The sequence below is a fragment of the Pseudomonas sp. SLFW genome, from assembly GCF_009905615.1.
GTDB classification, from domain to species: domain Bacteria; phylum Pseudomonadota; class Gammaproteobacteria; order Pseudomonadales; family Pseudomonadaceae; genus Aquipseudomonas; species Aquipseudomonas bambusae.
Window position 1 is genome coordinate 426,490 of record NZ_JAAAKW010000004.1, and the last position, 11,452, is coordinate 437,941.

Below are 11,452 nucleotides of genomic sequence, written 5' to 3' on the forward strand. Positions count from 1 at the left end.
TTCACCCGGTTACACCGTGGTGTGTCTGGGGCTGGTGACAGTACTCAGATGGGCAACTCAACTAAAAACCGCGTCACGCCTTCCCGCGATTCACAGCGGATCGTCCCGCCATGGGCCTTGATGATCGACTGGGTTATCGCCAGCCCCAGGCCCGCATGTTCACTGCTGCCCTCATGACGTGCCGGGTCGGCTCGATAAAACCGGTCAAAGAGCCGTGGCAGCACCTCGGCCGGAATGGTCGGGCCCGTGTTTTCAATGCCAATTCGCACGCGCTGGACGGACGATTCCAGTTTCACTGACACCCGACCCTGAACAGGGGTGAAGCGCAGTGCATTGTCCAGCAGGTTGGACAGGGCGCGGCGCAGCATGTGGCGATCGCCTTCCACAACAGCCTCGCCCTCACGGCTCAGCGCCACGTGCGCGTCCTCGGCGACGGGCAGGAAAAACTCCAGCAAGGCATCGACGTCTTCACCCAGCGCCAGACGCTCTCGGTTGGGGTTCAATAACCCATGCTCGGCCTTGGCGAGAAACAGCATGTCGTTGACCATCTGCGCCATCCCTTGCAGCTCCTCCAGATTGCCCAGCAACGCTTCGCGGTACTCCGCCACATCGCGGGGGCGGGTGAGGGTGACCTGGGTGTGGGTCAGCAGATTCGACAGAGGCGTGCGCAGTTCATGGGCGATGTCGGCGGAAAACGCAGACAGGCGCTGAAACGCATCATCGAGACGACCCAACATGGCGTTGAAAGCCTGACTCAGCTCGGCCAGCTCGCTGGGCATCTCGGCGTGCGGCAGGCGTGTCGTCAGCGAGCTGGCGGAAACGCTGGCCGCGACCTCACTCATTCGACGCAAGGGCCGCAAACCGCTGCGTGCCGCCCAGGCGCCCAGCACGGCAGTGGCCAGTGCTGACAGGCCGACGGTCAGCCAGATCAGGTGTTGCATGCGTTCCAGAAAGTGCTGGTGATGGGTGATGTCCAGCAGCAGGGTCAGTTGCGGCGTGCCTGGCTGATCGGGTTGCAGGGGCACGGTGTAAGCGCGGTAAGCCGTGCCGTTGTCGGTCAGGGTGTGCAGACCTTCATGGGCTGCAGGTGTCGGGATTGAAGGGGAAAGGCTGTCGAACCACAGCGCGCCATCAGGGCCGCGAACCTGCAAGGCCAGGTCCGGCGAGTGGGCCAGCTCCCTCATCAACGTCGGACGGCGCTGGTTCAGTTGCTCCGCGCTGGTTACATCCTTCAGGGCATCGCGCACGGTTGGCAGTTTGCTGTCCAGCAGTTGCTGATCCAGCTCCATGAAATGGCTTTCACTGGCTTGGTTGAACAGGACGCCCGCCGTCAACGACACCGCCGCCGTGCAGGCGGCGAACAGCAGGGCCAGTCGGCTGCCCAGAGCAATCCGCCCGAACATCACAGGCTGCGCTCTTCGAGGACGTAACCCATGCCGCGCACGGTGTGGATGAGCTTGTTCGGGTAATCGTCATCGACTTTGAGGCGCAGGCGGCGGACGGCGACCTCGATCACGTTGGTGTCGCTGTCGAAGTTCATGTCCCAGACCTGGGAGGCGATCAGCGATTTGGGCAGCACCTCGCCCTGGCGTCGCAGCATCAGCTCTAGCAGGGCGAACTCCTTGGCAGTCAGGTCGATGCGTTGGCCATTGCGCTCGACGCGACGGCGTAAGAGGTCCAGTCGCAGGTCGGCCAGCTGCAGGTGGGTTTCCGGGCTGGCGCTGCCGCCCCGACGCAACAGGCTGCGCACTCGGGCCAGCAGTTCGGAGAAGGCGAAAGGCTTGACCAGATAATCATCCGCGCCCAATTCCAGGCCGCGCACCCGGTCCTCGACGGCGTCGCGGGCGGTCAGGAACAGTACCGGCGTGTCGAGGCCCGCGCGGCGCACGGCCTGCAGGATTTGCCAGCCATCCCGCCCCGGCAGCATGACGTCCAGAATCAGCAGCGCGTAGTCCCCGGTCAACGCCAGATGCTGACCGCTGGTGCCGTCGGCGACCAGTTCCGTGGTGAACCCGGCTTCGGACAGGCCTTGGCGCAGGTAGTGGCCGGTTTTCGCTTGATCTTCGATGATCAGTAATTTCATGGGTGATCGGTCGCTTCCAGTGACGCTCATTCGTCGCGCTTTATAACGTGAGCGGGGCGAGCAGGGGCCAAGCTTACAAAGTTGTAATCTTGCGGTCAGCTGATTGCCAGTGGCAGGAGCCTACCTTAAGGTCATCGATTGTCGTTGACTGGAGATTCCCATGTTCGCTCGTTTTGTCGCTGCCGCCGTATTGCTGGGTGTGAGCCTTTCGTCTCAGGCTTCCCCTAGCGAGCATTTTGATTTTGGTCACCCGGCCAAGGCCGATCAGGCAACCCGCACTGTCGAGCTGACGCTGGGCGACATGTATTTCGAACCCAAGGCCCTCGACGTCAAAGAGGGCGAGACCGTGCACTTCGTGCTGGTGAACAAGGGCCAACTGCTGCACGAGTTCAATCTGGGAGACGCCGCCATGCACGCGGCCCATCAGCAGGAAATGCTCAAGATGGTCGCCAGCGGCATGTTGACGTCGACCGGCATGAAGCATGACATGGCCGGGATGGATCACAGTGCGATGAAGCACGACGACGCCAACAGCGTGCTGGTGGAGCCGGGCAAGACCGCCGAGTTGACGTGGACGTTCGCCAAGGCCACCAACCTGGAATTCGCCTGCAATCTGCCGGGTCACTATCAGGCGGGCATGGTCGGCAAGGTATCGATCGCCGAGTAATCGCTGAAAAAGCGGGACAAAACCTATAAACTCGACGGTCAGGATTTCACTTCCGCCTTCTTTTTATACGTTTTCAGGTCCCGCCATGCATCCCGCAGCCGAACACTCGCCCCTGGGCAAGTCCAGTGAATACATCGCCACCTACACGCCGTCCCTGCTGTTTCCCATTCCGCGCACCGCCAAGTGGGCCGAGCTGGGGCTGACCGCCGAGACGCTGCCGTATCAGGGTGTCGATTTCTGGAATTGCTACGAACTGTCGTGGCTGCTGCCGTCGGGCAAACCGGTGGTGGCGATTGGCGAGTTCAGCATTCCCGCCGATTCGGCGAACATCATCGAATCCAAATCCTTCAAGCTGTACCTTAACTCGCTGAACCAGACGCCGTTCGCGTCTCAGGCCGAGCTGGTCAGTGTGCTGGAGAAAGACCTGTCGGCCGCCGCTGGCAAGCCGGTGGGCGTGCGCATCCGTTCCCTGAAGGACATCGAAGCCGAGGGCATCGTGGCGGTGCCGGGCGTCTGCGTCGACGATCTGGACGTGAGCATCAACAGTTACGACCGCCCGCAGCCTGAATTGCTGCGTTGCGACGAGTCGCGGTTGGTCGAAGAATCGCTGCACAGCCACCTGCTGAAATCCAACTGCCCGGTCACCAGCCAGCCGGACTGGGGCAGCGTTGCCGTGGCCTATCGCGGTGCAGCGCTGGATCACGCCAGCTTCCTGGCCTACATCGTCAGCTTCCGCCAGCACTCGGACTTCCACGAGCAGTGCGTCGAACGCATCTTCATGGACCTGCAACGACTGCTAAAACCGGAAAAGCTGACGGTCTCCGCGCGTTACGTGCGTCGTGGCGGGCTGGACATCAACCCGTACCGCAGCACTGAGACGCTGACGCTGGAGAACGGGCGGTTGGCGCGGCAATAGCCCGATGATGGGGCGCTGACCAATGTCCCTGTGGGAGCGAATTCATTCGCGAAAAGGGGTTCAGGCGATGAAGATGTATCAGCCGTAGCGCCCCTTCGCCAATGAATTCACTTACAGGTGTTCGTGCATCAGTCGATTCGACTTAAATCCCGATATTCCCCAACGTCAGCACAATGTTGCGCAACGTGCCGGCGATGGTGGGGTGTTCGACTTCGAAGCGTTCGACTGCCAGGTTCACACCATCGGCCAGATTGTTGTCGGGGGTGGCGTTTTCGACGGCGATCTCGGCCTCGATCTGCGCCATCAGTGCATGCAGGTCTTCGCGTTCTTCTTGGGTCAGCGGCGGGTTCTGTTCCAGTTGCTCGCGCAAGGTATCGAGTTGTTCTTGCAGTTCGCGGGCGGGCATAGGGTGCTCCCTTTGTGAATAGTCTCTGCATGGACCTCAGCGCCTCGGCAAAGGTCCTTTGTCGCTAAGACTAATCCACACTGGGCCTTTCTGCATGACCCTGATCAATCAGGGCTTTTCGGCCTTCATGCGGCGCAGCGTGATGTCCGCCAGGCAAGATTCCAGATCGGCCAGATGATCGATCACCGAGTGCGCGCCCGTCGCGTACAGCTCCAGGGTGGCGCGGCCTCGCAGGCGCTCACGCTCCAGGTCGCTCAAGGCGTCCCAGTGCGCCGGTGACAGCCCGCACAACGGTCCACAGGACGCGAGGCCCACGGTCCATAAGCCCGCGTTGAGCCCGGCCGTGAGCAGGCGGGGGTCGCCGCTGACCAGCACGCAGCCGTCGAGTTGGGCGACATTCAGGCTCATCAGGGCCTGCCAGCAGGCGTCCGGCGCAGGCCAGTGGTTGTTCGGGCTTGGGGTGGGGTGCACCAGACCGGCGAGTGGAGACGCCAACTGCTCGGTGATCGCGGCGGGGTATTCATCGATCCACGCGCACGGGATGGCTTGCTGCTTGAGGTTTCGCAAAGCCACCATCGCGCCGGGCGTGGGGTGGGAGAAGGGCGTGGCGTCGTGTGAGTCGAACGACTGGCCATCGCGGCTGCGCAGGGTCCGCACCTGAGCGCCAAAATCGACCAGGCAGCCGCTCAGACCAAAGAGCACGGCGGTGAACGAAGGGGCGGGGACGGCGACCGGGGCAAGCATGAAATTCCCTCTCAAATGCCCAAGACGCTAAGGGAGTTTCATGACAGTGCGATGACCAACGGGTGACATTGTGAGCGGATGTTTAAAGAACAGCACATTCCGTCAGTGTTCGGCGACGTAAATAGTCACAGAACGCTTTATACTCTCGCCTTTGATTGGGGGGCGTAGCGCCCGCTTCATCACTTTTGACTGGGAGTCTTTGCTATGCCCGTGACCGGTGCAGGCTTTATCAATCGTCTGGCTCGAACGTGTTTCTGGGCCAGTCTGGCCCTGGTGCCGATGGCCGCTCAGGCCGCTGAAGATGATCCGTGGGAAGGCGTCAACCGTGCGATCTTCCGTTTCAACGACACTGTCGACACTTACGCGCTGAAGCCCATCGCCCAAGGCTATGACTTCATCACACCGCAGTTTCTCGAAGACGGCATCCATAACATGTTCAAGAACGTCGGCGAGGTCACCAACTTCGCCAACGATGTGCTGCAGGCCAAACCGCACGCGGCAGGCGTGGATACAGCGCGCTTGATCATCAACACCACCTTCGGTCTGCTGGGCTTCTTCGACGTTGGCACCAAGATGGGCCTGCAACGCAACGATGAAGACTTCGGCCAGACCCTGGGTCACTGGGGTGTGGGCAGCGGGCCTTTCGTGATGCTGCCGTTCTTCGGTCCGAGCACCGTGCGTGATGCCTTCGCCAAATACCCTGACACCTACACCATGCCGTACCGCTACATCGATCACGTGCCGACCCGCAACACGGCGTTTGGCGTGAGCGTGGTGGACACCCGTGCGAGCCTGCTGTCGGCTGAAAAACTGGTCAACGGCGACAAATACATCTTCATCCGTAACGCCTACTTGCAAAACCGCGAGTTCAAGGTCAAGGATGGCAAGGTCGTCGACGATTTTTAATCGCGACTGACTGTTGCGCAGATGCAAAAAAGGCGACTTCCGAGTCGCCTTTTTTTTTTCGTATTTTTTCGTAATTCTTTTTGCCGAATCTGTGAAGTGGTTCCGTTTTGATATCACTTCATGGTCAAAATGGTCAGCCCCAATTTCTGCTCGTCACCTTCGACGTCGGCGATCCAGACCACCTCGGTGTCGGCTTCCAGGCCTTTGAGCGCGGCGTGTTCGGACTCGATTCGGACGCTGATCCGGTCACCGACCTTGAACGACCGAGGCGCCTGTATCTGCATGCCGGAGCTGGATAAATCCACGCACACGGCGGGGATGATCTGGCCTGCGTAGATCAGGCTGATGTCCGCGTCGACACGCATGCGGATGTAGTCTCGTTTCTCTGCATAGTCGCGATCAATCTGACCCATGGTGCATCCTTCATTTTTGTTGCTGATTTAGGGGTTCTTATAACTCCGGGCGATTTGAGATGTAAAGACGCCGACCGACCGCTGGAGCGAGCTTGAAACACCCGGCGGATGGGAGTACCGTCTGCGCCTTGAAGGGCACCTCTGGCGACTGAAGCGTTTGACCAAAAGTCCGCTGCCACCGTACAGAGAGGCTAGAAGCGAATCCAGTAAGCGGCCTGACAGAATCCGACCGCTTACGCCAACCTGATCTGGCGCCGTTTGCCCACATGCAAAAAACCAGTGCCACGCTGCTGATTATCGATGACGACGAAGTGGTGCGCGCGAGCCTCGCGGCCTACTTGGAAGACAGTGGGTTCAGCGTCTTGCAGGCCAGCAATGGCAAGCAAGGTCTGGAATCCTTCGAGAAAAACACGCCTGATCTCGTGATCTGCGATCTGCGCATGCCTCAAGTTGGAGGCCTGGAGCTGATTCGTCAGGTCACCAGCCTGTCGCCGGACACTCCGGTGATCGTGGTCTCCGGCGCGGGTGTCATGAGCGATGCTGTCGAAGCGTTGCGTCTTGGCGCGGCCGACTACCTGATTAAACCGCTGGAAGACCTTGCAGTGCTTGAGCACTCGGTCAAGCGGGCACTGGATCGCGCGCGCCTCCTTCAGGAAAACCAGCTCTACCGTCAGAAGCTTGAGACCGCCAACCGCGAACTCGAAGCCAGCCTGCATCTGCTACAGGAAGACCAGGATGCCGGTCGCCAGGTTCAGATGAACATGCTGCCGACCAACCCGTGGGCGATTGACTCGTTCGAATTCGAACACGAAATCATCCCGTCGCTGTACCTGTCCGGTGACTTCGTCGATTATTTCCGCGTCGATGAGCGCCGCGTCGCGTTCTATCTCGCCGACGTGTCGGGCCATGGTGCGTCATCGGCTTTCATCACCGTGTTGTTGAAGTTCATGACCACGCGTCTGTTGTTCGAGTCCAAGCGCGGCGGCACGCTGCCCGAGTTCAAGCCTTCCGAGGTGTTGGGCCACATCAACCGGGGTCTGATCAGCTGCAAGCTGGGCAAGCACGTGACGATGGTGGGCGGCGTGATCGACGAGCAAAGCGGTAAATTGACTTACAGCGTCGGCGGACATTTGCCGTTGCCGGTGCTGTATACGCCGACAGAAACCCGCTACCTTGAAGGGCGCGGCCTGCCGGTGGGGTTGTTCAACGAAGCAACGTATTCGGACCATGTGCTGGACCTGCCGGAGTCCTTTAGTCTGACCCTGCTGTCTGATGGCATTCTGGACCTGTTGCCAGGTGATACACTCAAAGAGAAAGAGGCCAACTTGCCTGAATTGGTGAAGTCGGCGGGCGGCAGCCTGGATGGTCTGCGTCGTAAGTTTGGATTGGCCACGCTCGGGGAGATGCCGGATGATATCGCCTTGTTAGTGTTGAGCAGGAACCTTTAATGAGTACCGGTAGAATCCAGTTTGCCGAGCAAGATGGCACCTTCGTCCTGAAGTTCGTGGGAGAAGTGCGCCTGACCCTCTGTTCGGCGTTGGATGCGACGATTGAGCGGATCTTCACCTCGATGAATTTTTCGACCGTGGTGATTGATCTGACCGAAACGCGCAGCATTGACAGCACGACCCTCGGCCTGTTGGCCAAGCTGTCGATCCTGTCCCGTCAGAAAGCGGGCCTGTTGCCCACCGTCGTGACCACTCACGAGGACATCACGCGCCTGTTGCAGTCAATGGGCTTCGATCAGGTGTTCAACATCGTCGGTCGTCCGATTCCCCGTCCCGAAGCGCTGAGCGACTTGCCGTCGCAGGATCAGTGCGAGGACGTGGTGAAAGCCAAGGTGCTGGAAGCGCATAAGATTCTGATGGGTTTGAATGACTCTAATCGCGAAGCCTTTCGTGATCTGGTGAACGCGCTCGAGCATCAGTAGACGTTTTCGAATCCCCGCTGAGGCACGAGCGGCCTCACCTCTGTCGCCGTGCTGCTACAGGGTTGCACCTACATCGACCCAAGCATCCGATCTCCCTGTAGGAGCGAATTCATTCGCGAAGGGCCGGTGCAGCCAACACATCCCCACCGCCTGACCCATTTTTCGCGAATGAATTCGCTCCTACAGGGGGGGCTGCGGTGAGCAGTCCGGCTTGCTGCTAAAAAAACCATTCCAAACCCCAGGCACAAAAAAAGGCGGCACCCAATGGGCGCCGCCTTTTTTACGAGTGGCCGGTGCCTTACGCCTTGGCGCGCAGCAGTGCTTCCAGCTTTTCCTGGTCACGGGCGAACTGACGAATGCCTTCGGCCAGTTTTTCGGTGGCCATGGCGTCTTCGTTGGACGCCCAGCGGAATTGGCTTTCGTTCAGGGTCTGACGCGGTTCGCCGCCGTTGCCTGGCTTGAGCTTCTGCGTCAGCGTGCCGTTGTCTTCCGACAGCTTTTGCAGCAGGTCCGGGCTGATGGTCAAGCGGTCGCAGCCGGCCAGTTCTTCGATCTGGCTCAGGTTGCGGAAGCTGGCGCCCATGACCACGGTCTTGTAGTCATTGGCTTTGTAGTAGTTGTAAATGCGGGTCACGGACTTCACGCCCGGGTCTTCTGCACCGACGTAGTCCTTGCCTTCTGCCTTCTTGTACCAATCGTAGATGCGGCCCACGAACGGTGAAATCAGGAACACACCGGCGTCAGCGCAGGCTTGAGCCTGGGCGAAGGAGAACAGCAGGGTCAGGTTGCACTGAATGCCTTTCTTTTCCAGCTGCTCAGCAGCCTTGATACCTTCCCAGGTTGAGGCCAGCTTGATCAGAATGCGGTCGCGGCCAATGCCAAATTCTTCATACAAGCCCACCAGACGTTCAGCACGTGCGATACAGGCTTGAGTGTCGAACGAGATTCGGGCATCGACTTCGGTCGACACGCGGCCCGGCACGACTTTAAGAATTTCACGGCCAATGGCGACGGCAAAACGGTCGCTGGCCAGATTGATGTCATCGTTGCTGCCGCTGAACGCTTCTTTCAGGCGGTCGGCGTTACTGTCGCTCGAGCCAGCTTTCAGCAGCAGGGAGGGATTGGTGGTGGCGTCCACCGGCTTGAGCTTTTCAATCGCAGCGAAATCGCCGGTATCGGCAACGACGGTGGTGATTTTTTTGAGTTGTTCCAGCTTGGAAGTCATGAGCGTGCTCTGTCCTGTGGGTTTGATGACATTACCCGAGCGCCGCCGGTCACTCAAGGGCGTAAACCGCAACAAACACGCTGATCTAGAGGCCCGCGTTTGCGCAAACAGCAGGCCTGTACACCAGCCACGAACCGGGTACTCGCAAACGTTTTTGGGTCTGTAGGGTTCATGTTCATCGGTTCACGAGGAGGGCGGAGACTCGATCCAGACTGGTTGGAGCACGAAGGGCGGCAGTCGTTCCTTGCGCCGGCCTCAGTGGAATGGGGCATCAGGCGTTTTTCGTCCTGATGCCATAGCGAAAGGCTTACACGCTATCCGGCGAAAACGCCCTTCCAAAGCCACACGCCGAGGATTACATTGGATCCATCAACTGGAGCAAAGGAACCGCTTCGGAGATCACGGATGATCAGCCATTGCGCGGAGCGCTACCGACAGGATGTTGGAATGGCCATGACCTGAAAACAACCCGCTTCGGCGGGTTTTTTCTTGCCCGGACACTTCCCCCCGCGCGAACTGGTAAACTGTGCGCCCATTACGCCCGACCCGCCTGATCGCTCACATGTTGCCAATGACCGCCCCGCGCACCGCCCCCCAGCCAGACGAACCTTCTCGCCGTTTCTCCGTGGCCCCGATGATGGACTGGACGGATCGCCATTGCCGGTTCTTCCTGCGTCTGCTCTCCAAAAACGCGCTGCTCTACACCGAGATGGTCACCACCGGCGCGCTGCTGCATGGCGACAGCGAACGTTTCCTGCGCCACGATCAGAGCGAGCATCCGTTGGCCCTGCAATTGGGCGGCAGCACCCCGGCGGACCTCGCGGCCAGTGCGCATCTGGCTCAGGCGGCCGGTTACGACGAGGTGAACCTCAACGTCGGTTGCCCGAGCGACCGGGTGCAGAACAACATGATCGGTGCGGTGTTGATGGGCCATCCGCAACGGGTCGCAGATTGCGTGAAGGCCATGCGCGACGCGGTCTCGATACCAGTGACGGTCAAGCACCGCATCGGCATCAATGGGCGGGACAGCTACGAGCAACTTTGTGAGTTCGTGGGCACTGTGCGCGACGCCGGGTGCACCAGTTTTACTGTCCACGCCCGCATCGCGATTCTCGAAGGCCTGTCGCCCAAGGAAAACCGCGACATCCCGCCGTTGCGCTACGACGTGGTGGCTCAGCTGAAACAGGATTTCCCCGACCTTGAGATCATTCTCAACGGCGGCATCAAAACCCTGGAAGACTGCCGGGAACACCTCAAAACCTTCGACGGCGTGATGCTGGGCCGCGAGGCTTATCACAACCCCTACCTGCTGGCCGAAGTGGACCGCGAGCTGTTTGGCGGTGACGCGCCGCCGATCACCCGCGCGGAAGCGCTCGCGCAACTACGGCCTTACGTCGAAGCCCATTTGCGCGACGGCGGCTCGATGCATCACATCACCCGTCACGTGCTGGGCCTGGGCACCGGCTTCCCCGGCGCGCGCAAATTCCGTCAACTGTTGTCAGTGGACATTCACAAGACCGACGACCCGCTGGGCTTGCTGGACAAGGCCGGGGCGTTGCTGGAAGGGCGCTAGTCACTCACGCCGAGAATGCCGGTCAGGCCTGTCCATCATCGGACCGACTTTTCCGACCGGCATTGCGCTGAGGGCTATTTCGCCGCCCGGTCCAGATAATCGCAAAAATGCTTCTTCGCCTCATCCTCGGGGGTGTACAGCCCTGCCTGTGTGACAAAGGTCATGGTCACTTTCGAGCCGCTGCCTGACTTCTCCACCAGTGCATTCAGCGGCGCGACCTTGCTGGCCCCGACCTGCTGGTAGACATTGATGATGCCGCTTTCAGGGTTAGAGACTTTCATCTGAAAGCCTTCGGTGGTCAGGATGTTATTGACGTTCTTGAAGGCCTTTTTGTAAGGCGTGTCGGGCAGGTAGGCGTAGGTGCTGAAGCTTTTGCCGACGAGGATGTTGCCATCGGTGCGGAAGTTGTCGAGGCACTGACGGCCTGTCGGGTTGGATGCGCACCCCTGCAAGGCCGCGGCGGCGAGCAGGGTGAGGGTGATGCGTTTTGCCACAATCATGACGAACGGCTGTGTCATGCCATTTGCTCCGTACTTCCTGTCTGGAATGGTCTGCGCCCGAGGTGTCCGAGGCGCACATCAGTGGGGGC

General features: G+C 60.0%; 13 protein-coding genes. 6 read left to right on the forward strand and 7 right to left on the reverse strand.

The window, feature by feature from the left end:
• Positions 1–44 precede the first annotated feature (44 nt).
• On the reverse strand, positions 45–1,403 hold the full coding sequence (locus tag GVN17_RS10310; RefSeq protein WP_166595146.1) for a heavy metal sensor histidine kinase: 1,359 nt from the start codon (positions 1,401–1,403) through the stop codon (positions 45–47).
• Positions 1,403–2,083, reverse strand: a complete 681-nt coding sequence (locus GVN17_RS10315; RefSeq protein ID WP_166595147.1) for a heavy metal response regulator transcription factor — start codon at positions 2,081–2,083, stop codon at positions 1,403–1,405. The genes GVN17_RS10310 and GVN17_RS10315 overlap by 1 nt, the downstream gene beginning before the upstream one ends.
• Before the next feature lie 160 nt (positions 2,084–2,243).
• On the opposite strand from GVN17_RS10315, the gene GVN17_RS10320 reads away from it, so the two are divergent.
• A complete protein-coding gene (locus tag GVN17_RS10320; RefSeq protein WP_166595148.1) occupies positions 2,244–2,750 on the forward strand; it encodes a plastocyanin/azurin family copper-binding protein in 507 nt (168 codons plus the stop codon).
• 85 nt (positions 2,751–2,835) lie between these two features.
• Positions 2,836–3,666, forward strand: coding sequence for an NADPH-dependent 7-cyano-7-deazaguanine reductase QueF (queF, locus tag GVN17_RS10325; protein WP_166595149.1), 831 nt, complete (start codon positions 2,836–2,838; stop codon positions 3,664–3,666).
• A 142-nt stretch (positions 3,667–3,808) separates the two neighbouring features.
• Here queF and GVN17_RS10330 read toward each other — a convergent pair whose 3' ends face one another.
• Entirely contained in the window at positions 3,809–4,072 is a 264-nt protein-coding gene (locus tag GVN17_RS10330) for a DUF4404 family protein (RefSeq protein WP_166595150.1), read from the reverse strand.
• Between the two features lie 108 nt (positions 4,073–4,180).
• Entirely contained in the window at positions 4,181–4,816 is a 636-nt protein-coding gene (locus GVN17_RS10335; protein WP_166595151.1) for an HAD family phosphatase, read from the reverse strand.
• 204 nt (positions 4,817–5,020) lie between these two features.
• Here GVN17_RS10335 and GVN17_RS10340 point away from each other — a divergent pair, with 204 nt between their 5' ends.
• Complete coding sequence (locus GVN17_RS10340; protein ID WP_166595152.1) at positions 5,021–5,722, forward strand: VacJ family lipoprotein; 702 nt, start codon at positions 5,021–5,023, stop codon at positions 5,720–5,722.
• Positions 5,723–5,835: 113 nt separating this feature from the next.
• Here the strand turns inward: GVN17_RS10340 and GVN17_RS10345 are convergent, their stop codons facing one another.
• The gene (locus tag GVN17_RS10345; RefSeq protein ID WP_166595153.1) at positions 5,836–6,135 is read right to left on the reverse strand and encodes a PilZ domain-containing protein; all 300 of its coding nucleotides are present in this window, start codon (positions 6,133–6,135) and stop codon (positions 5,836–5,838) included.
• Positions 6,136–6,401: 266 nt separating this feature from the next.
• On the opposite strand from GVN17_RS10345, the gene rssB reads away from it, so the two are divergent.
• Both rssB and rssC read left to right on the forward strand, forming a co-directional pair.
• Positions 6,402–7,583, forward strand: a complete 1,182-nt coding sequence (rssB, locus tag GVN17_RS10350; protein WP_166595154.1) for a two-component system response regulator RssB — start codon at positions 6,402–6,404, stop codon at positions 7,581–7,583.
• On the forward strand, positions 7,583–8,065 hold the full coding sequence (gene rssC, locus GVN17_RS10355; protein WP_037009276.1) for an anti-sigma factor antagonist RssC: 483 nt from the start codon (positions 7,583–7,585) through the stop codon (positions 8,063–8,065). Before rssB ends, rssC begins: the two co-directional genes overlap by 1 nt.
• Before the next feature lie 298 nt (positions 8,066–8,363).
• Here rssC and tal read toward each other — a convergent pair whose 3' ends face one another.
• The gene (tal, locus tag GVN17_RS10360) at positions 8,364–9,290 is read right to left on the reverse strand and encodes a transaldolase (protein WP_166595155.1); all 927 of its coding nucleotides are present in this window, start codon (positions 9,288–9,290) and stop codon (positions 8,364–8,366) included.
• Between the two features lie 571 nt (positions 9,291–9,861).
• On the opposite strand from tal, the gene dusA reads away from it, so the two are divergent.
• Positions 9,862–10,863: a tRNA dihydrouridine(20/20a) synthase DusA gene (gene dusA, locus GVN17_RS10365; protein WP_166595184.1), complete on the forward strand. Its 1,002-nt coding sequence runs from the start codon at positions 9,862–9,864 to the stop codon at positions 10,861–10,863.
• A gap of 74 nt (positions 10,864–10,937) precedes the next feature.
• Here dusA and GVN17_RS10370 read toward each other — a convergent pair whose 3' ends face one another.
• Positions 10,938–11,381 carry a hypothetical protein gene (locus GVN17_RS10370; protein WP_166595156.1) on the reverse strand — a complete coding sequence of 148 codons (444 nt, stop codon included), beginning with the start codon at positions 11,379–11,381 and terminating at the stop codon, positions 10,938–10,940.
• Positions 11,382–11,452 lie beyond the last annotated feature (71 nt).